This is a genomic window from Embleya sp. NPDC020630, from assembly GCF_044334985.1.
Lineage (GTDB): Bacteria > Actinomycetota > Actinomycetes > Streptomycetales > Streptomycetaceae > Embleya.
This window is the reverse complement of record NZ_JBIRUB010000001.1, coordinates 267207-287335: the sequence shown is the minus strand read 5'-3', so window position 1 is coordinate 287335 and position 20129 is coordinate 267207. Positions and strand designations below refer to the sequence as shown.

The following is a 20129-nucleotide window of genomic DNA, read 5'->3' as shown; positions in this document are numbered from 1 at the left end:
ACAAGTCGGCTACGGGACGACTTCCGCGAACCGGTCACGGAACTCGCGCACCGCCGGCACCGACTCGTGCCGAGTGAGCCGATCGGCCAACAGGGACAGTCGGGCGCGGCTGCGTGCCGAGTCGCTGCCGGCCGCGATGTCGAGTACCCGCATCGCGATACCGGCCGCTTCGTCGACTTCGCGCGCCTGGAGGTACGCCTCTGCCAACCACGACAGATAGAGGGCCACTTCCCTGGTGTGTCTCGTGTCGTACCGGTCGACGGCGCCGCGCAGTAGTGGTTCGGCGCGCAGCGGTCTGCGGAGCTCGGTGTAGCAGCGACCGGCCATGACGTCCATCTCGTCGCGGTTCAGCCAGTACACCCACTCGGGCTCCTCGTCGCCCGGTCGGCCGCGCTCGAACGCATCGTCGGCGACGCCGAGTGCCCGGTCGCACTCTCGGGGTTGGTCGGCTCGGGCGTGGGCCCATGCCACTCGTTCGAGTAGGAGCGCGCGCACGTCGGCGGTCGCTTTGCCCCTGCCTCCTGCCTCCGCCGACCGGGCGACCAGGACCGCCTCGGCTTCCCGGCCCGTGTTGGCCATTTGGTACGAGAGCGTGGACAGAAGGTTCGCCGCGAGAGGCCGGTCACCCGCCCCGTGCGCGAGCCGCACACCGGCGAGGTAATCGCGCTCGGCTTGTGCGTGCATTCCGAGATCGGACGCCACCCACCCCGCGAGCTGGGCGAGTTCGGCGCCCACCGTCAACAGGGCCCGGCCGGTCTCGTCGGTGTAGGCACCTTCGCGGAGCACGCGCACGGTGTCGGCGAGTTCGGCGGCGATGGCGGGGTAGAGCTCGGTGCCGCCGACGATGTCGTCCATGCGTCGGAGGCGGTCGCTGCGGAGGCGGATGGTGTCGGCGAGAGCGGTTCCGACACGCCTCCCGGAGCGCATCTCGTACACCTGGGGCGCGTCCGCGAGCAGCCATTCATGCGCCACCCGCGCGGCGAGCCCTTCGGCGTGATCGGCGGTAAGGGCGTGGGCAACGGCCTCCGCGTCGGCCCGAGTCCATTCCTCGGTGCACCACGGTGTGGCCGAACCAGGTGCCTTCGGTGCGATTTGGCTGCGGCGCCCGCGTAACGGGGCAGCCGCGGCCTCGAGTTCGTCCCGACTGATCCCGAGGACAGTCGAGATCCAGGGCAACCATCGTGTGGGCAAACGGGTGCCGCGCTCCCAACGCGAGACCTCGTGCCTGGTGACCGTGGCATCGCCGGACGCCTCGCACAGCAGATCCGCGAGGCGCTGTTGGGTCTTGCCCTGCTGCCTCCGCACGCGCGCAATCAGCGCGCCGACAGGCTCGTGCTCGTACATGGTCGCCCCCGACATAGTGCACATGTCGTACCGCAGGCCCCCAGTGTGGCCCACCCAAGGGCCCACATGGAGGCTCCTTGCCGAAGCCGTCCGACGGGGTTCCCTGGTCACATGCAACCTGCGGCGATCAGAGGAGCAGAGACGGTGCCGACACAATCCCCCGACCGAGTGCATGTGGGACCGTCCGGCGACGAGGCTCGTCCGATTCGGATCCTTACCCCGGGCCGTGCGCCCATGGATGTGACACGCGCCGAGTTGGCCATGTTGCTGACGGAAGGCCGTGGATATCTGGTGCGAACACTCCTCACGCCCCCGATGGGCCGGATCTCGAACTCGGGCGGCTGAACCATGCCCGACGGCGCGGGCCGTCCCGACCGTTTCCGGCGGCCGGCGCCGGTCCCCGAACCACCGCCCACGAGGAGGGCCATGCTCTCGTCATCCCACGACCGACCGCTCGCCCTCGTACGCCTTGCCGCCGCCGCTGCCGAGCGCGAGCGGCTTCACGGTCGGCTGCCGGACCCCGCGACGACGCCTCGCCGACGGCGGGATGCGTACCGCCGGGAGTGCCGGGCCGCCGGAGCGGCGCTACGGGGCGCGGTCGGTGATGCGCACCGGGCCGGGGTGTCCGTCGAAGTCATCGCCTATGCGGTCCGGTTCTCGCCCGGCTATGTGCGGATGATTCTGGACCGTGCGCGTACCGCCGATTTCGTTCCGTTTCGCGTTCGAGGAGAACTCGTGTCCACCTCACCCCCCTGGTCCGTCAGCGAGCACTTGTGGCGCAAGCTCGACGGCGGCCGGCACCACCATCTCGGCACCATTTCCCGCGTGTGGCACGACGGTTGCCGGTGGATGGTCGAGTACGACTACGGGGCGCTCGCCGACAAGACCGCCACCGCGCCCGCTGCCGAGATGTATCGGGCCGGGCCCATGACCCGGCCCGTTTGAGGGACGCCGGCGCGCCGGTCAGGTGAGGGGGAGGCGGCCGTCGGCCAGGTACGCCGCCAGTGGGCCGGTCGTCCGGGCGCGGGTCGGCGGGTGCAGGGCCAGTCCGTTGGCGCAGGTGGTCAGGTGGGCGACCTCGGCGGAGGCGGCGGAGTCGAGGTTGCCGAGGAGTTCGACCGCACGCGGGACCACCCGGGAGAGGGCATCCTGCACGCAGTACCGGACGTACAGTGCGTGGGCCGGCGTCGACGCGTCCGCGTCGCCGTCGTCGATCCGGCGGGCGATGCCCTCCGCGGCCGACATCGCGCCCTCGACCTCCGCCATGTCGTCCCCCATTTCCCCGGGTCCGGCCGACCCCCTGACAGCAACCCACCCAGGCGACGACGCGCACGAGGGACGAATCAGGCGATACCGCGGCCCGTTCCGCGCGGGCGGGTCCGCGTCAGGGCTTCGGCCTGGGGCGGGCCAGGAGGATGTCGGCGGCGTGGGCGCGGACTTCGGCCTTGGTTCGGGGGCCGTGGTCGAGGTCGAGGAAGTGGGTGCCGATCGCCATCGCGAAGGCCATCAGGCTGCGGGCCTCGACCTCGTCCGGGTCGGGGCAGAACGTGCCGATCATCTCGCGCAGCAGCGCCATGCGCCGGGCGTCCACCCGTCGCAGCCGCTCCGCGACCGCCTCGTCGCGGCGGGCCCAGTCGCGGATGGCCAGGTCCAGGGGTAGGAGGCGGTCGCTGGAGAAGGTGAGCGCGCCCGCGCGCTGGATCTTGGTCCTCGGGTCGCCGCCCTCGCGTTCGACCCGGTCGATCACCTCGTCGGTGCTCTCCCGCTCCCACGTCTCCAGCATCGCCTCCAGCAGGGCGCCGCGGTCGGCGAAGTAGCCGTAGAACCCGCCCTTGGTCACGCCGAGCCGCTTGGCCAGCGCCTCCACGCGGACCGCGTCCGGACCGCCGGCGGCGAGCGCGGACAACCCCTCCTCGATCCACCGGTCGCGCGGCGTGCGCGGCGTTCCCACCATGTGCCCCACTTCACTTTCGGCGCTGATGTACGGAGCCGTATAAAACGGCTAGCCTCATTTTATACGCACCCGTATATCGCGCATTCGAGGCGGTTCTGCCCATGAAGCTCCCCCGCACCGCGTACACCGATCAGCCGTGGCGCATCCACGAACTCACCCCCGACTTCCGGGTGGAGGACGTGTGGTCGTTCCGCACACCCGGCGCCGGGCCGGACGACTTCCCGACCATGCTCGCCGCGATGCGCGCGGCCGGCGGACTCGCGAAGCAGAGTGCGCCGGCCCGGTTCCTGTTCGCCGCCCGCTGGAAGATCGGCGCCCTGCTCGGCTGGGACGAGCCGAAGGCCGGCCTCGGGGCGCGGGTTCCGTCGCTGCGCGATCGCCTGCCCGCCGACCTGCGCGACAACCCGGGTTTGGAGTCCGAGGAGATGCCGCTCACCCCCGTGTACGAGCTGGACACCGAGTGCGCCCGGGAGTTGGTGAACAAGACCGTCCACACGATCATGCACCTCGGATGGGTGACGACCGCGAGCGGCGACCACGAGTTGCGCATGGCGGTCCTGGTGAAGCCCAACGGCACCTTCGGCCGGCTGTACATGGCCGCCATCGCGCCGTTCCGCTATCTCGTCGTCTACCCGGCGCTGACCCGGCAATGGGAACGCGCCTGGCGGGAGTACGGCCGCCCGAACCCCGAAGGCGCCGGCCCGGCGGGCACCGTCGACGGCGTCGTGGGACGGAAGGGCATGCCCGCGTCGTTCCAGTCCCTCACCTCGTTGCCGGACTTCGACTACGTCGACGTGTTCACCCTCACCACGGACGCGGCCGGCGACGCCACGCCCGAGCAGTGGGCCCGGGCGATGTTCGGCGACGTCCCCAACACCGGGGAACGCCTGATCTGGCGCGGCCTGCTCGGCCTGCGGCTCACCCACGGGCGCTCGCCGGACACGGTGGCCGGCTGGCGCGTCGCCGAACACGGGCCCGACTGGATCCGCCTGGAGACGGCGTCCCCGTGCCTCACCGCCAACCTCGTCGTCCGCACGAGCGAGGGGCGGGTCTCACTCGGGACCTTCCTGCGCTACGAACGCCCCCTCGGCCGGCTGATCTGGCCCCCGCTGTCCGCCGTACACCGCCGCCTGGTCCCCGGCGTACTCCGCAAGGCCGCGACCAGGGTCCGCTGAGGCCGCCGGGACACGTCGTCATTCGACTCTCTACGCCGGGCGGCCGGGCGGTCTACGCTGCGGGCATGCGTGAAACGCGCAAGCCTCCTCGCGGTCCGTCCACGCCGGACAACCCGGGAGGCCCGCCCGGGCCGGTGTCCCCGGACAAGAACCCGCCTGCGCCGCCGGAGCATCCGCCACCGCCGGGGTCGTGAAACGTGAACATCGACCGCGTCGCGTGGACCGGGCTTCCCGTCGAGGCGCGGGGCGCGGTGGCGGGGCGGCTCGGGGTCGAGTTCGTGGCAGCGGACACGCGTGCCGGCGCGAACTGCGGCGTCTCGGCGGTGTTGACGCTGCTCGACGGGCGCACGGTGTTCGTCAAGGGGCAGCGTGGCCGCGACCCCGTGCCCGCCGCCGACGGCGCGAACCAGGATCCGAAGGGCTGGTGGGGGCCGACCTGGGCCCCCGTCGATGAACTCGCCCAGGAGGAGCGCATCAACCCGTTCCTGCCCGCGAGCGCGCCGCGCGTGTTGTGGCGCCTGGCGGCCGCCGGGTGGCACCTGCTCGCGTTCGAGGGCGTCGGCGGCCGGCACGCCGATTACGCGCCCGGGTCGCCGGACCTGCCCCTGGTGATGGACGCCCTGGCCGAGGTGGCGCGCTGCCCGACACCGGCGTTGGCGTTGCCGACCGCGTGGGATCGCTGGGGTTACTGGTGCGATCCGGCGGACGAGCCGTTCCTGGCCGGTGCGTGCCTGATGCACACCGATCCGGCCGCCTGCAACGTCCTCGTGGACGGCGATCGGGCCCGTCTCGTCGACTGGGCCTGGCCCGCGCTCGGGCCGGCCTGGATCGATCCCGTCCTGTGGGGCATGCGCCTGGTCTCGGCGGGCGGCCACACCCCCGAGCAGGCGCGAGCATGGGCTTCCCGAACACCGGGATGGCGGACGGCGACGCCGCGGGGCGTACGCGCGTTCACCGGGGCCGAGGCGCGCCGTTGGGAGGAGGACGCGGCGGACGGCGTCCGGGGCGCGGCCGAGATCGCCCCCTCGGCCCGGGCCTGGGCCGAGGTCTGGGCGTAGCCCCGGGAGGCGTCCGAGCCGTCAGCGGGACCGTCGGGTCAGTACCACCGTCGTGGCCAACGCGGCCACCGTCACCGCCACCGGCAGGGCCGCCCGGCGGGCGTCGCGGCGCCGGTTGTGGGCGTCGAACAGGCCGCCGCTCGACTGGACCGAGAACGCCGACCACACCGACTGCGCCGAGAACGCAGAGGCCACGCCCAGAAACGAGCCGATCGACACGCACGACAGGGCCGAGCCGACCGACCCGAAGGACAGCGCGGAGCCGACCGAGCCGATCGACAACACCGAGCCCACCGAGCCGATCGAGAGCACCGAACCCTCCGACCCGATCGACAACACCGAGTTGTGCGAGTTCCGGGACAGGATCGAGCCGTGTGCGTCGACGGCGAGCCGCTTCTTGGTCATCGGCCCAGTCTGCCCGAACTCACATACGATCGACCGCAATCACCCGCGCCCCCCGCGCGTCCCGCCCCGGCGCCCGCCGCCCCTCACATCCGGTCCACCGCCACCACCCGCACCACCGCGCGCCCGGTCTCGTCCGACTCGGTCAGGTCCACCTCGGCGGTGATGCCCCAGTCGTGGTCCTGCGCCGGGTCGTCGAACACCTGGCGGACCCGCCATGCCGAGTCCTCCTTGGTGATCTGCAACAGCTTGGGCCCGCGCGCGTCGGGACCGGTGCCGATCGAGTCGTGCTCGTCCCAGTAGTCCTCCAACGCGTCCTGCCAGCGCTCCGAATCCCACGCCGTGTCGCCCTCCTGCTCGGACAACTCGCCGAGCTGGAAGTAGCGCCGCAGCGCCGCGAGTTCCACCCGCCGAAAGAGCGCGTTGCGCACCAGGACCCGAAACGCGCGCTCGTTGGCGGTGACGGGCGTGGTCCGCCCCTCGATGTCGTCCAGCTCCTCCTGCGTCGCGTCCGGGTTGGCCAGCTTCTCCCACTCGTCGAGCAGGCTGGAGTCGACCTGGCGGACGAGTTCGCCCAGCCACGCGATCATGTCGTGCAGGTCCTCGTTCTTGGCGTCGTCCGGCACGGTCTGGTTCAGCGCCTTGTACGCGCTCGCCAGGTAGCGCAGCACGATGCCCTCGGTGCGCGCGAGTTCGTACCAGCCGACGTAGTCGCCGAACGTCATCGCCCGCTCGAACATGTCGCGCACGATCGACTTCGGCGACAGCGGGTGGTCGCCCACCCACGGGTGGCTGCGCATGTAGATCGCGTAGGCGTGTTCGAGCAGTTCCTCCAGCGGGCGCGGGTACTGGATGTCGGCCAGCCGCTCCATCCGCTCCTCGTACTCGATGCCGTCGGCCTTCATCTGTCCGACCGCCTCGCCCTTGGCCTTGTTCAACTGCGCGGCCAGGATCTGCCGCGGGTCGTCCAGGGTCGCCTCGACCACCGAGAGCACGTCGAGCGCATAGGTCGGCGCCTCCGGGTCGAGCAGGTCGAACGCGGCCAGCGCGAAGGTGGACAGCGGCTGGTTGAGCGCGAAGTCGGCCTGGAGGTCCACGGTGAGCCGCACCATGAGGCCCTCCTCGTCCGGGGCGTCGAGCTTTTCCACCACGCCGCCGTCGAGCAGCGAACGGTAGATCGCGATCGCCTGCCGGATGTGCCGCAACTGCTGCGCGCGCGGCTCGTCGTTGTCGACCAGCAGGTGCCGCATCGCCTCGAACGCGTTGCCGGGCCGGTTGATCACCGCGAGCAGCATCGCGTGGGTGACCCGGAAGCGGGACGCCAGCGGCTCCGGCTCGGCCTCCTGGAGCCTGGTGTAGGTCTCCTCGTTCCAGCCGACGAAACCCTCCGGGGCCTTCTTGCGCACCACCTTGCGGCGCTTCTTCGGGTCGTCGCCGGCCTTGGCCAGCGCCTTGAGGTTCTCGATCTCGTACTCGGGGGCCTGCGCCACCACGTTGCCCACCGTGTCGAACCCGGCCCGCCCGGCGCGCCCGGCGATCTGGTGGAACTCGCGCGCCCGCAGCCGGCGCACCCGCTGGCCGTCGTACTTCGACAACGCGGTGAACAACACCGTGCGGATCGGCACGTTGACCCCGACGCCGAGGGTGTCGGTGCCGCAGATCACCTTGAGCAGCCCGGCCTGGGCGAGGCGCTCCACCAGCCGGCGGTACTTGGGCAACATGCCCGCGTGGTGCACGCCGATCCCGTGCCGCACCCAGCGCGAGAGCTGGCGGCCGAACTTGGTGGTGAACCGGAAGCGGCCGATCACCGACGCGATCTGGTCCTTCTCCGCTCGCGTGCACATGTTGATGCTCATCAACGACTGGGCCCGCTCGACCGCCGACGCCTGGGTGAAGTGCACGATGTACACCGGCGCCTCACGCGTGGTCAGCAACTCCTCGATGGTCTCGTGCAGCGGGGTGACCCGGTAGGAGAAGTAGAGCGGCACCGGGCGGGTGGCCGACTTGACGATCGTGGTGGACCGGCCGGTCCGCCGCTTCAGGTCGGCCTGGAAGTGGTCCATGTCGCCGAGCGTCGCCGACATCAGCAGGAACTGCGCCCTCGGCAGCTCGATCAGCGGGATCTGCCAGGCCCAGCCCCGGTCCGGGTCGCCGTAGAAGTGGAACTCGTCCATCACCACCAGGCCCACGTCGGCGTCCGCGCCGTCGCGCAGCGCGATGTTGGCCAGCACCTCGGCGGTACAGCAGATGATCGGCGCGCCGGCGTTGACCGAGGCGTCGCCGGTCATCATGCCGACGTTCTCGGTGCCGAACTGGGCCACCAGGTCGAAGAACTTCTCCGACACCAGCGCCTTGATCGGCGCGGTGTAGAAGCTGCGCTCCTTGCGGGCCAGCGCGGCGAAGTGCGCGCCGGCGGCGACCAGACTCTTCCCGGAGCCGGTCGGCGTGTTCAGGATGACGTTGTTGCCCGAGACCAGCTCGATCAGCGCCTCTTCCTGCGCGGGGTACAGGGTGAGGCCGCGCTCTTCCGCGTACGCGGCGAAGGCTTCGTACAGGGCGTCGGGGTCGGCCTCGGCGGGGAGCAGATCGATGAGAGTCACCCGTCTATCCTGCCTGCTCGCCGACCCCGCCCCGGACGCAACCCGGATACGACCTCGCCCGCGCGTCGGCGGCGGCGCTCCGCGCGCCGGTCGTGGGGGCTTCCGGTGACGCGTGTCACATCTCTAGGGTCGCGTGATCATCCGCCGCCTGGGACGGGGAGTGTTCGTGGGGTCGGCACGACGCGTGGGGCGGGTGGGTCCGGTGCTGCTCACGGGCCTGGTGCTGGTCACCGGTGTGGTACTGGCGGGCAGCCTGCTCGGGTACGCGGCCCGCTCCGGATCGCCGGCGTCCCGACGCGCGCCGACCGTGGTCGCGATGTCGGACGAGGCGCGGGCGGGGGCGGGCGGGATCGGCTGGGCGGTCCGCTACGGCGACCTCCGCCACGACCGCGCACAGCGCACCTACCGGCTGGTCATCTCCGCCGATCCGGGCTCGCTGGACACGGTGCTCGCCGGCGGCGTCGACCCGGACGTGTGGGACAGCGGGGTCGTGCACTCCGCGCAGCACGCCGGGGTACGGCCGTCGGGGTTCCGCTACGAGTCGGGCACCACGTACTACTGGAGCGTACGGATCCGGGACGACCGGGACCGGGACTCCGGCTGGAGCACCCGCGAGCGGTGGACGGCGCCGCACCCCTGACGTCGACGCCCGAAGCGCGCCGCCCTCGCGGCCCACGCCCGCTCCCCGACCCCCGCGGCCCGATCTCCGGTCGGCGGCCCCCGAGTTCCCGTCGGTGCCCCTGTGAACACGCAGCGCGAGCCATACGATGCATGCGACTTGATCAGGGGAAGGGACTTCAGCCATGCGCAGGATCCTCATCGTCGGTGCCGGCCAATCCGGGCTCCAGCTCGGCCTGGGATTGCTCGCCCACGGCTACGACGTGACCGTGATGACCGAGCGCACGCCCGACGAGATACGCGCGGGCCGGGTGACCTCGACACAGATCATGATGCCGTCGACGATCGCCCTCGAACGGCCGCACGGGCTGGACCTGTGGGCCGACCGGGTGCCGCCGATCGACCGGGCGGGCTTCACCATCCCCGGCCCGGACGGCACACCCGCGGTGGACTGGCTGGGCGACTTGGGCGGCGCGCAGTCGGTGGACCAGCGGATGAAGATGCCCGCCTGGATGGAGCTGTTCGTGGCCCGGGGCGGCAACCTGGTGGTGCACCCGGTCGCGGTGTCCGACATCGACTGGTTCACCCGCGCCTACGACCTCGTGGTGGTGGCCGCCGGCAAGGGCGAGTTGGTGTCGATGTTCGACCGGGACCACGAGAAGTCGGAATTCACCACCCCGCAGCGGCAGTTGGCGGTCGCCTACTTCCACGGCGCGACGCCCAGGCCGGCGGTGGGACACGACGCGCTGCACGTCAACGCCATCCCCGAGGCGGGCGAGATCATCATGTTTCCGGGCCTGACCCTGTCCGGGCCGTGCGACATCATCCTGCTGGAGGCGATCCCCGGCGGACCGTTGGACGTGTTCGGCGGTGTGCGCGACCCGCAGGCCTACTGGACGCTGATGCGCGACGTGGTCCGCCAGTTCGCGCCGTGGGATCACGACCGGATCAGCCGGGCCGAACTCACCGACCCGATGTGCGTGCTCAGCGGCGGCTTCTCCCCCGTCGTGCGCAAGCCGGTCGCCCAACTCCCCTCCGGCGGCGTCGCCCTGGGCATCGGCGACGTGCTGGTCACCAACGACCCGCTCAGCGGCCAGGGCGCCAACAACGCCGCGCGGGCCGCCGACCTGTACCTGAACGCGATCGTGGCGCACGGGGACCGGCCGTTCGACGCGGCCTGGATGGAGTCGCTCTTCGCCACGTTCTGGGAGCGCGCCCGGCACGGGGTGAAGTTCTCCACCGCCCTGCTCGGCGCCCCGCCGGAGCACGTGCAGGTGCTGATGGGCGCGGGCAACGACTGCCCGGCCGTCTGCGACGCGATCATGAGCGCTTTCGACAACCCGGCGGAGTTCGAGGAGTTCATGTACGAGCCGGAGAAGACGAAGGCGTTCCTGCACGGTGTCGGCGCGCTGTAGGGCGATCGGCTCCCCGGCGTGGGGTCCGGCGACCCAGGACTCCACGATCGGCGCCGACGGGCGCACAAAGAAGACCGGCCCGAGAGCTCACGCTCTCGGGCCGGTGCCGTCGTGCCCCGGGTGGGGGTGGGGACACGAACGGCCGGGGATCAGATCCCCGAACGGCTACAGACCCTGGGGGGGATTGGGCTGCGCCTGGCCCACTCGGAAAGGGGGGAGTCCCGTTGGTTCCGAATGGACCGTCGTTCTGAAGGCTAGTGAAAACCATGGCCGAAGAACACCTGTCGACCCGACCGGATTGGGCCCGGGACGAGGGTTTAAGGCCCTCTTAAGAGTGAATCGTCGCCGAGGTTCCGGGGGGCACACGACCAGTAACTCAGAGTGAGAAGATCGGCGCCGCCGACAACCCGCGGAAGGTGTCGGGGCACTCAGCCGACACCGGTCCGGCGCCGGCCGCGCCGACTCTTGCCGGCCCGACGACTGCGCCGGGTGACCGCTTCCGTACGGCCCGCACCCAACCGCACGCTCACCTCCGCGCCGCCGAGCACCGAGCGGCCCAGGCCGACCTCTCCCCCGGTGGCCTCCGCGAGCCGGCGCACGATGTCCAGGCCCAGGCCGGTCGAGCCGTCGCCGCCCTGGCCGTGCCCGCGCCGCAGCGCGGTCTCCGGGTCGGCGATGCCGGGGCCGCCGTCGGCGACCAGCAGGATCACCGATTCCCGGCCCGCGTGCAGCGTGACGGAGAACGGCACCCCCTCCTCGGTGTGCCGGAACACGTTGCCCAACATCGCGTCCAGACCGGCCGCCAGGTCGCCCCGGGACACCGGGACCCGTACCGGCACCTCCGCGCCCACCAGCTGCCACGGGCGGTCCTCGTCCTCGGCCAGCGCGGACCAGAAGTCCATCCGGGCCCGCACCACCTCCGCCGCGTCGCAGCCCACCCGTTCGATGCTCGCGCTGGACCGGCGCGCGCCGCGGATCAACTCGTCCACCTCGCGCTCCAGTTGCGCCACCGCGTGCCGGGTCTGCTCGGCCACCGGATCGTCGCCGAGCGCCGCCGCGTTCAGCCGCAGCGCGGTCAGCGGCGTGCGCAGGCGATGCGACAGGTCGGCGGCCATCTCCCGCTCGTTGGCCAGCAGTTGCTCGACCCGATCGGCCATCGTGTTGAACGACGTGGCGGCCTCCTGGAGTTCGGAGGGGCCCTGCGGGGCGATCCGCGCCTCCAGGTCGCCCGTACCCAGCGACCGCGCGGCGGCGGCCAACGACCGGGCCGAGCGCACCACCTGCGCGCCGAGCCGGTCGGCGACCAGGACCGAACCACCGACCAGAACCACCGCCACCCCCGTCAGCACCAGCCACGCGGTGCCCACGCCGTGGTCGAGGTCGCCGTCCGGGACGTACACCTCGATCACCGTGATCCGCCCCTGATCCAGCACCACCGGCTGCAACAGCGCCCAGCCGCCGCCCGCCCGGACCCGGAACGAGCGGGCCGACTCGCGCGCGCCCGCCACGTTGTGCTCGCTCGCCCGCGGTCGCCCGAGCACCGACCCGTCCGGCAGGTGGATCGCGATCCGCCCGCCCGAACCGGCCGGCACACTCGCGATCGCCGGCTCCAGCGCGGCCCGATCGGTGGTGATCACCAGCGCCGGCTGCAACGCGGCGGCCTGCCGCTCGGCATCGGTGAAGGTCCGGTCCGCGGCAATCTCCCGGATCACCAGCACCAGCGGGATCAGGAACGCCAGCGCCACCATCGTGGTCACCGCCAACGAGACCCGGACCAACGTGCCGCGCAGCCCCCTCGGCGCCCGGGCCGGCCTCGGGCCGCGCTCCGACCTCGGACTGCCCGACCCCGAAACCCGGGCGGACCCGCCGGCCCGCTCCGCCGCACCCGCCGTCCGACCACCGGAGCGGCCCTCCCCACGCCGCCCCGTCGCCCCGCGCCCGCCCGAGCGCAGTCTCACGCCGGGGGCTCCAGCTTCACCCCGACACCCCGCACGGTATGCAGATACCTCGGCTCCCGCGCCTTCTCGCCGAGCTTGCGGCGCAACCACGACAGGTGCACGTCGATGGTCTGGTCGTCCCCGTACGCCTGACCCCACACCTCGGCCAGGATCTCCCGCCGCGGCACCACCCGGCCGGCCCGCGCGGCCAGGAACGCCAGCAGGTCGAACTCGCGCCGGGTCAAATCCAGTTCGCGGCCGTCCAGGTGCGCCTCGCGGCGCCGGGTGTCGATTCGCAGGCCGCCGGTGGTGAACACCTCGGGTGTGCTGCCGCCGCGCGCGCGGCGCAGCACGGCCGACAACCGGGCACCCAGATGCTCCCCGGAGAACGGCTTCGTCACATAGTCGTCGGCGCCGGCGTTGAGCAGCCGGACCACCTCCGCCTCGTCGTCCCGGGCGGTCGCGATGATCACCGGGACGTCGGATATGCCGCGCAACATCTTCAATGCCTCGGATCCGTCCAGATCCGGCAGGCCGAGATCCAGGATGACCACGTCGAACGAATACTGGGCCACCTCGCGCAGCGCCTCCAGGGCGGTGCCCACGCTGCGCACCGCGTGGGAGGACGAAGTGAGGTAGCGGATCAGCGCCGAACGTACGAATTGGTCGTCCTCGACAACGAGCACCTGTGCCATGGTTCGGAACCGTACCCGTAGGGTCGGCTCCGTCCAGCCCGGGAGGGGCCCGCGCGGTCGGCTCCGCCCAGCCCGGGTGGGGCCCGCGACCTCGGCCCCACCCCGCCGGGGAGGGGTGGGGCCGAGGCGGGAGGATAGGGCTCGTGCGGAGAATCATCACGTCGATCTCGGTGTGGCTCGCGGTGACCGCGGTCGCCGTCGCGCTCTCCTGGTGGGGGGTGCGCAGTGTGCTGCGCGAGACCGTGTTCGAGCCGCCCCGGCCGCCGAGCCCGGTGGCCGGGAACGAACCGCCGCCCTCGGTGTCCACATCGCCGCCCACGCCCTCGGCGCCGCCGACCTCCGAGGCGCCGGACCTGATCTCGGCCGTCAACCGCACCCCGCCGCCGACCTCGTCGTCCCCGCCCCCGACCACGACCCCGCCGACCACGAAGGCCCCGCAGGCGCCGCCGCCCGCGCAGTTGCGGGAGCAGCCGGCCGCGGCGGTGCAGAGTTTCGAGGTGCGCGGCGGGCGGGCGTCGTTCCGCTACCAGGCGACCATCGCGACGCTGATCGCCGCGACGCCGAACTCGGGGTGGGCGGTCAAGGTGTGGCCGGGCGACCGGTGGATCCGGGTCGACTTCATCCGACACGGACAGACCTCGTCGGTCTTCGTGGTGTGGAACGGGCACGACCCGATCGCCTCGACCTACGAGGACTGACGACCGGCGCGGACCGGACGACCCACGCGGCCGAGCCGGCCTACGCGCCCCGACCCCTGCCGTGCCCTCGCGCCCCGCGACCCGCCCGGCTCACAGGTCCTCCAGCACCTCGGCGGCCGTGGCGCGCAGACCGCGCGCGACCCGCGTGGCGGTGTTGTACCCCTCGTCGCCGCGCCCCTCGGAGAACGCGTTGGCCGCCTGGATCAGCCCCTGGGCGCCCTTGAGCGCGTCGACCGCCGCGGCGAGCAATGCCTCCCCGCGCGCGTCCTGGCCCGGTTCGCCCGCCATCCCGGCGAGTTGCCGGGTGAGCACGGTCAGCCGCATGTCGACGCCCCGGACACCGGCCAACGGCGCCGGCCGCGGGTCGCGCACGCTCGGCACACCCTGACGCGGCATCGACGCGCCCTCGGGGCCACCGCACAGCGGACACGTCTCGCCGAGCGCGAGCAGACCGCGCTCGGGGTGCCGGGGACACGGCGCCGAACGTGGTCGCGCGTCGGCCGCGTCCCGGGCCCGGCCGCGCCGTCGCCGGTTCTCGCAGAACAGGCACTTGTCCCGCGCGTCCTCGTCGACCGGGCCGTGCGGATGCTCGTTGCACAACGTGGTCGGCGCCGGCGCGGTCAACTGACCGAGCAGCCGCCGCGTGTTCGCCAACTGCTCGGCGATCGCGTCGTACGCCTCCGGCGGGCTGGTGTTGCCGAGGAGGTCGACCATCTCCATCAGGTTCTTGGTCGAGCGGACGAGTGCGTTCGTATCAGGTGCCACGCCTATGGACTGTAAATGATCGGCGGCCCGTCACCGCACGATCAGGACTTCGAGGGTGCGCGGCCCGTGCACGCCCTCGACCCGATTCAACTCGATGTCGCTCGTCGCGGACGGCCCGGAGATCCAGGTCAGCGGTCGACCGGGGTCGAGTCGTTCGAGCGCCTGGGGCACCGAGGCGACCACGTCGGCGGCGCGAATCACACACAGGTGCCAGTCCGGCACCAGGGTCAACGCCCGACGACCCTGGCCGGGCCCGGCGTCGAGCACGATCGTGCCGGTTTCGGCGATGCCGACGGCGGCGGCGGTGAGTACGCCGTCGGCGGTGTCGAGGGCGGACGTGCTGAGGGTGCCGGCGGGCTCGACGATCTCAGGCCTGTTATTAATACGGTTTTCGTACAACTGCCCGTACGCCCAACCGTCCGCCAGGCACACCCCCTCGGCGAGACCGGCCGTCCACGCCGCAGGCAGCCCCGCCGGGGTCACCAGGGTGCGGGCCCCGCGCCGCGCGACCGCCGCCGCGACCGCGTCCGGGAGGGCGTCCTCGGCGACCTCGTGCACGACGGCCCGATAGTCGCGCAGGTGCTCGACGAACAGGTCGAGCACACCTTCGGTGACATGCGCCCGTGCGTAGTCGCGCACGACCGGGGAGTCGTCGCCGCTCGGCACGTCGGCGAGCGCCCGGCGGACCCGGGCCAGGATCGCTGCACGCGAACTCATCGGTCGTCCTCCTCGATCCGGTTCTTCTCCGCCGGCGGTTGCGCCGGAGCGGCCGGGTGCCGCGCCGGCGGCGCGCCGCGTTCGCGCACCCACCAGTCGCGGAAGGACTGCGCCGGCACCTCCGGCAGGGCCCGGCTGTCCGACCAGGCCGCACCCGGCCCGGGCGCGCGGCGCGGCAACAACCGACGCGAGCGGGCCGCCACCCGCTGTACGGTGCGCAGCCGCTTCGCGTCGTCGAGCACCCACTCGGCCGCCCGCATCGCCGCCCGCTCGGCCCGGTGACCGCCGCCCTCGACCACCTGTTCGCGCAGGTGCACCAGCACCTCGGGGATGTCGATGGCGACCGGGCACACCTCGTAGCAGGCACCGCACAACGACGACGCGTAGGGCAGCGACGCGGTCTGCGGGTCCACCTTCCCGGTGGCCACGCCCCGCAGTTGCGGCACCAGGATCGCGCCGATCGGCCCCGGGTACACCGACCCGTACGCGTGTCCCCCGGTGCGCTCGTACACCGGACACACGTTCAGGCAGGCCGAACACCGGATGCAGCGCAACGCCTGCCGTCCGGTGGTGTCGGCCAGCACGTCGGTGCGGCCGTTGTCGAGCAGCACCAGGTGGAAGTCCCGGGGGCCGTCGCCGGGGGTGACGCCGGTCCACATCGAGGTGTACGGGTTCATCCGCTCCCCGGTCGAACTCCTGGGCAGGAGTTGCAGGAACACCTCCAGGTCGGCCCAGGTCGGCACCACCTTCTCGATGCCGACCACGGAGATCAGCGTCTCGGGCAGGGTCAGACACATCCGCCCGTTGCCCTCTGACTCGACCACGACCAGCGTGCCGGTCTCGGCCACCAGGAAGTTCGCGCCGGATACCGCGACCTTCGCGGACAGGAAGCGCTCCCGCAGGTGCCGCCGCGCGGCCTCGGCCAGCGCGGCCGGCTCGTCGGTCAGTCCGGGTGGCGCCGGTACCCCCCACTCGGCCATCTCCCGGACGAAGATCTCCCGGATCTCGGCCCGGTTGCGGTGGATGGCGGGCACCAGGATGTGCGACGGCAGGTCGTCGCCCAACTGCACGATCAACTCGGCCAGATCGGTCTCGTAGGCCCGAATGCCCTCGGCGGCCAACGCCTCGTTGAGCCCGATCTCCTGGGTGACCATCGACTTGACCTTGACCACCTCGGTCTCACCGGTGGCCCGAACCAGGTCGGCGACGATGCGGTTCGCCTCCGCCGCGTCCGCCGCCCAGTGCACGGTGCCCCCGGCGGCGGTGACGGCCGCCTCGGCGGCGACCAGGTACTCGTCGAGCCGACGCAGCGTCCGATCCTTGATCGCCGCCCCGGCGGCCCGAAGCTCACCCCAGTCGGAAAGCTCACCGACCACATGGGCCCGTTTATCCCGAATGGTATGAGTGGCCTTGCGCAGATTATGCCGAAGTTGAGGATTCGACACGGCAGATCGAGCAGCCTCGGGAAACGGCGGCATACCCAAGAACGTGGGCGGTGAGGTCATGACAAAGCTTTCCGATCAACGGGTCAAGGAAATTCGGCTCACAGGCCATCCAGGCCACACCGCTGCCCCTAAAACCGCAGCCGGTACGGCCTACGCAACGGGTGGAGCGGGCGGGTAAACAATCCCTAACCCGCCGTCGAGGCGAGAATCTCCGCCAGATGCACCACGCGCATGCCGGTCCGCTGACGATCCATCAGCCCACCGATGTGCATCAGGCACGAGTTGTCCGCCGCGCACAGCACCTCCGCCCCCGTCCCCGCCGCGTGCCGCACCTTGTCGGCGCCCATCGCGGTGGACACGTCCGGGTTCTTCACCGCGAAGGTGCCGCCGAAGCCGCAACACTCCTCCTCGCCCGGCAGGTCGACCAGTTCCAGACCCCGCACCTCGCGGAGCAGCGCGGTCGGCCGGTCGCCCAGGCCCAGGAGGCGGCGGGAGTGGCAGGTGGGGTGGTAGACGACCCGGTGCGGGAAATAGGCGCCGACGTCGGTGACGCCCAGCACGTCCACGATGAACTCGGTGAGGTCGTACACCTTCGGAACCACCGCCGCGACCCGGGCCGACAACCCCGGATCGGCCGCGCGGGCGGCGGCGCGCGGGTGGTTGTCCCGGATCATCGCGCCGCAGGACCCGGACGGGGTGACCACCGCGTCGTAGCCGGCGAAGGTGTCCGCGAACCCGGCCACCATCGGCTCGATCCGTTTTCCGTAGCCGGTGTTCCAGTGCATCTGGCCGCAGCACGTCTGCGCGGTGGGGAAGTCCACGGTGCAGCCGAGCCGTTCCAGGAGGCGGACGACGGCCTGCCCCGTGCGGGGGTAGAGCGTGTCGTTGACGCAGGTGATGAACAGCCCGACGCGCATGCGTGCGGCCTCCTCGCGACGGTCGAATCATGTGGTCTGACCACACTGTGGTGTGCTCACGCTAAGGGCATGGCATGCTTGGCCACAAGACACCCCCCGATTCGCGATTCGCGACGCCCGCATCCGAGGAGCCCCCGTGACAGACGGCCCCGACTGGCGTCCGGTCAAGCGTGTACGCGCGTTCGAGGAGGTCGTGGCGCAGATCGAGGAGCAGATCGCGAGCGGCCGACTGCGGGCCGGCGACAAGCTCCCGGGCGAGCGCGCGTTGGCCGCAGCGCTCGGGGTCAGCCGCCCCTCGGTGCGCGAGGCGATGCGGGTCCTGGAGGCCATGGGCGTACTGGTGGCCAACCCGGGCAGCGGCCCGGAGGCGGGGGCGATCCTGGCCGGCTCGGCGGGCCCGGCGCTGACCGGCGTTCTCGGGCTGCACCTGGCACTGGCCAACTTCGCCGTGGACGACGTGGTGGAGACCCGGCTGCTGATCGAGTCGTGGGCGGTCGAGGGCGCGGCGCGGCACGCGGGCGAGGCCGACCTCGACCGGCTGCGCGCGATCGTCGCCGCGATGGACGACCCGGACCTGCCCCCGGAGCGGTTCAACGAACTGGACACCGAGTTCCACGCCACGATCGCGGAGTTGTCGGGGAACGCGCTGGTGACCACGTTCATGCGCGCGCTGCGCGACACCGTACGCCGACACCAGCGCCGCGCGGTGGCCGAACTGGGGCCGGACACGGGCGCGTTGCGCGCGGACCACCGGGCCATCCTGGCCGCGATCGTGGCCCGCGACCCGCGCGCCGCGGCCGACGCGGTGGCCGCGCATCTGCGCCGCGCGTACCCGCAGGTGTCCCGGGTCCGCGAAGACACGCCGTCCCCGGAGAACTGACGAACCGTCAACGATCCGGCCGACATAGCTGACGAACCGTCATCGACCGCGTGTGGTAAGGCGATCGCTCAACAGGTCGGCGCCGGGGGTGGGTTGTCGGCGGACCGCTCGCGCGGACTTCGGGCAAAGCGCGCAACGCTCTGGTGACACGGCGCTCCGGCCCGGCATACTGCGCGGCAACGTACAGCGCAGGAGGTCGCGAGGATGCTCGGGCACGACCGGATCGACGCGGAAACCTACCACCGGGACATCGTCCCCGGATTGCTCATCGGCGCACATGGCAAACGGGCCGAGGCGGGCCTCGCCGGGCTCGACCCGCTCGGACTGCGGATCGGCACCGGGGCGTGGACCTATCGCGCGGACGACTCCCGGCTGCGCGTCGTGGAGGGGATCGACCCGGACGCCGGCTGCGTGGTGCGGCTGTCCCCCGACGCCTGGACCGACCTGGTCACCCTGCTGCGCACCGCCGCGGCGCTGGCCATCGCGGGCGAGGTGCACACCGAACACGGCACGGTGCTCGACCTGTTCCGCTGGGAACCGGCGTTGCGGGCGCTCTACCAGGGCATCGAGATCTACCTGCCGCAGGGCCCGGAGCTGTACGACCGGCACGGCGCGCCGGTGAACCCGGCGGCCGAACTCACCCTCGACCGCTCCGATCGGGAACTCGCCGAACACTTCGAGGCGACCGGGGTGATGCGGATCCGCGGGGTGTTCTCCACCGCCGAGATCGCCGTCCTGAACGCGGAGGTGGACCGGCTCGCCGCCGAGGCCCGTCCGGACGACGACCGGTCCTGGTGGGCGGAGACCGAGTCGGGTGAGGCGGTGCTGTGCCGGATCGTGTATGCGAGCGAACGCTCCGCGCCGATCGGTGAGTTGGCCCGCGATCCGCGCCTGGTCCGGCTGGCCGGTCTGCTGCACGACGACCTGGCCGCGTCCATGGACCGGATGGAGGGGGTCTCCGTCCTGCTCAAGCCGGCGGGTCGGCTCAAGGGCCTGGCCAACATCCCCTGGCACACCGACTGCGGTCTCGGCGGCCACCACATCATGTGCCCGTCGGTGGCGATCGGCATCCAACTGACCGGCTCCTCCGCCGAGACCGGCTACCTGGAGGCGATCCCCGGCTCGCACGGGCGCACCTGCCCGCAACCGACGCAGGAGGAGCCGGCGAACCTGCCCTATGTCGCGGTGCCGACCGAGCCGGGCGATGTGACGGTACACGTGGCCGACGTACTGCACGCGTCGCCGCCGCCCGCCGGGGTGGGCGGGCGGCGCACGATGTACGTCACCTTCCGGCCGCCGTCGCTGTTCGAGCAGGTCGGACCGGGCGAAGCGGTCAACGACCTGATCCGCAGTCGTACGGCGAGTGAGCTGGAGGCCGGCCTGGGCCGGTGAGTCCGCCCCTCGGGGCGGGTGGGCGCGGGGACTGCGCCGGGCGGGACGGGCGCGGGGGCGCGCCTGGCGGGACGGGGGCGGGGACTGCGCCGCGGGACGGTTCGGGACGGGCGGGGC

At 72.1% G+C, this 20129-nt stretch carries 18 protein-coding genes and 1 pseudogene; 8 read left to right on the top strand and 11 right to left on the bottom strand.

Annotated elements, in window-relative coordinates; translation table 11 throughout:
• Positions 1–9 precede the first annotated feature (9 nt).
• Positions 10–1344 carry a transcriptional regulator gene (locus ACH4XV_RS01145; RefSeq protein WP_395785904.1) on the bottom strand — a complete coding sequence of 445 codons (1335 nt, stop codon included), beginning with the start codon at positions 1342–1344 and terminating at the stop codon, positions 10–12.
• Between the two features lie 735 nt (positions 1345–2079).
• Here ACH4XV_RS01145 and ACH4XV_RS01140 point away from each other — a divergent pair.
• Positions 2080–2289, top strand: coding sequence for a hypothetical protein (locus ACH4XV_RS01140; protein WP_395785903.1), 210 nt, complete (start codon positions 2080–2082; stop codon positions 2287–2289).
• Positions 2290–2307: 18 nt separating this feature from the next.
• Here the strand turns inward: ACH4XV_RS01140 and ACH4XV_RS01135 are convergent, their stop codons facing one another.
• Together ACH4XV_RS01135 and ACH4XV_RS01130 are read right to left on the bottom strand one after the other, a co-directional pair.
• Entirely contained in the window at positions 2308–2610 is a 303-nt protein-coding gene (locus ACH4XV_RS01135) for a hypothetical protein (protein ID WP_395785901.1), read from the bottom strand.
• 118 nt (positions 2611–2728) lie between these two features.
• Positions 2729–3298, bottom strand: coding sequence for a TetR/AcrR family transcriptional regulator (locus ACH4XV_RS01130; protein ID WP_395785899.1), 570 nt, complete (start codon positions 3296–3298; stop codon positions 2729–2731).
• 101 nt (positions 3299–3399) lie between these two features.
• Here ACH4XV_RS01130 and ACH4XV_RS01125 point away from each other — a divergent pair.
• Positions 3400–3981: pseudogene (locus ACH4XV_RS01125) on the top strand (DUF2867 domain-containing protein); the annotation flags it as partial.
• Positions 3982–4670: 689 nt separating this feature from the next.
• Positions 4671–5531 carry an aminoglycoside phosphotransferase gene (locus ACH4XV_RS01120; protein WP_395785897.1) on the top strand — a complete coding sequence of 287 codons (861 nt, stop codon included), beginning with the start codon at positions 4671–4673 and terminating at the stop codon, positions 5529–5531.
• 21 nt (positions 5532–5552) lie between these two features.
• On the opposite strand, the gene ACH4XV_RS01115 is transcribed toward ACH4XV_RS01120, so the two are convergent.
• Together ACH4XV_RS01115 and ACH4XV_RS01110 are read right to left on the bottom strand one after the other, a co-directional pair.
• Entirely contained in the window at positions 5553–5936 is a 384-nt protein-coding gene (locus ACH4XV_RS01115; protein WP_395785895.1) for a hypothetical protein, read from the bottom strand.
• A gap of 83 nt (positions 5937–6019) precedes the next feature.
• On the bottom strand, positions 6020–8533 hold the full coding sequence (locus ACH4XV_RS01110) for a DEAD/DEAH box helicase (protein ID WP_395785893.1): 2514 nt from the start codon (positions 8531–8533) through the stop codon (positions 6020–6022).
• Between the two features lie 166 nt (positions 8534–8699).
• Here ACH4XV_RS01110 and ACH4XV_RS01105 point away from each other — a divergent pair, with 166 nt between their 5' ends.
• Both ACH4XV_RS01105 and ACH4XV_RS01100 read left to right on the top strand, forming a co-directional pair.
• Positions 8700–9173 (top strand): hypothetical protein, encoded by a 474-nt coding sequence (locus ACH4XV_RS01105; protein ID WP_395785891.1) that lies wholly within the window; start codon positions 8700–8702, stop codon positions 9171–9173.
• Between the two features lie 163 nt (positions 9174–9336).
• A complete protein-coding gene (locus tag ACH4XV_RS01100; RefSeq protein ID WP_395785889.1) occupies positions 9337–10566 on the top strand; it encodes a styrene monooxygenase/indole monooxygenase family protein in 1230 nt (409 codons plus the stop codon).
• A gap of 428 nt (positions 10567–10994) precedes the next feature.
• On the opposite strand, the gene ACH4XV_RS01095 is transcribed toward ACH4XV_RS01100, so the two are convergent.
• A complete protein-coding gene (locus ACH4XV_RS01095; protein WP_395787030.1) occupies positions 10995–12356 on the bottom strand; it encodes a sensor histidine kinase in 1362 nt (453 codons plus the stop codon).
• A gap of 164 nt (positions 12357–12520) precedes the next feature.
• Complete coding sequence (locus ACH4XV_RS01090) at positions 12521–13198, bottom strand: response regulator transcription factor (protein WP_395785887.1); 678 nt, start codon at positions 13196–13198, stop codon at positions 12521–12523.
• Between the two features lie 143 nt (positions 13199–13341).
• On the opposite strand from ACH4XV_RS01090, the gene ACH4XV_RS01085 reads away from it, so the two are divergent.
• Positions 13342–13896: a hypothetical protein gene (locus ACH4XV_RS01085; protein WP_395785886.1), complete on the top strand. Its 555-nt coding sequence runs from the start codon at positions 13342–13344 to the stop codon at positions 13894–13896.
• A 90-nt stretch (positions 13897–13986) separates the two neighbouring features.
• On the opposite strand, the gene ACH4XV_RS01080 is transcribed toward ACH4XV_RS01085, so the two are convergent.
• From ACH4XV_RS01080 to ACH4XV_RS01065, 4 genes are all read right to left on the bottom strand, one after another.
• Entirely contained in the window at positions 13987–14661 is a 675-nt protein-coding gene (locus ACH4XV_RS01080) for a hypothetical protein (protein ID WP_395785884.1), read from the bottom strand.
• A gap of 30 nt (positions 14662–14691) precedes the next feature.
• On the bottom strand, positions 14692–15378 hold the full coding sequence (locus tag ACH4XV_RS01075; protein ID WP_395785882.1) for a lactate utilization protein C: 687 nt from the start codon (positions 15376–15378) through the stop codon (positions 14692–14694).
• The gene (locus tag ACH4XV_RS01070; protein WP_395785880.1) at positions 15375–16883 is read right to left on the bottom strand and encodes a lactate utilization protein B; all 1509 of its coding nucleotides are present in this window, start codon (positions 16881–16883) and stop codon (positions 15375–15377) included. The genes ACH4XV_RS01075 and ACH4XV_RS01070 overlap by 4 nt, the downstream gene beginning before the upstream one ends.
• Positions 16884–17008: 125 nt before the next feature.
• Positions 17009–17740 (bottom strand): (Fe-S)-binding protein, encoded by a 732-nt coding sequence (locus tag ACH4XV_RS01065; RefSeq protein ID WP_126635586.1) that lies wholly within the window; start codon positions 17738–17740, stop codon positions 17009–17011.
• A 136-nt stretch (positions 17741–17876) separates the two neighbouring features.
• Between ACH4XV_RS01065 and ACH4XV_RS01060 the strand changes: the two genes are divergently transcribed.
• Together ACH4XV_RS01060 and ACH4XV_RS01055 are read left to right on the top strand one after the other, a co-directional pair.
• Complete coding sequence (locus ACH4XV_RS01060) at positions 17877–18620, top strand: FadR/GntR family transcriptional regulator (protein ID WP_395785878.1); 744 nt, start codon at positions 17877–17879, stop codon at positions 18618–18620.
• Positions 18621–18824: 204 nt separating this feature from the next.
• Entirely contained in the window at positions 18825–20012 is a 1188-nt protein-coding gene (locus ACH4XV_RS01055; RefSeq protein ID WP_395785876.1) for a phytanoyl-CoA dioxygenase family protein, read from the top strand.
• The last annotated feature ends 117 nt before the right edge of the window (positions 20013–20129 follow it).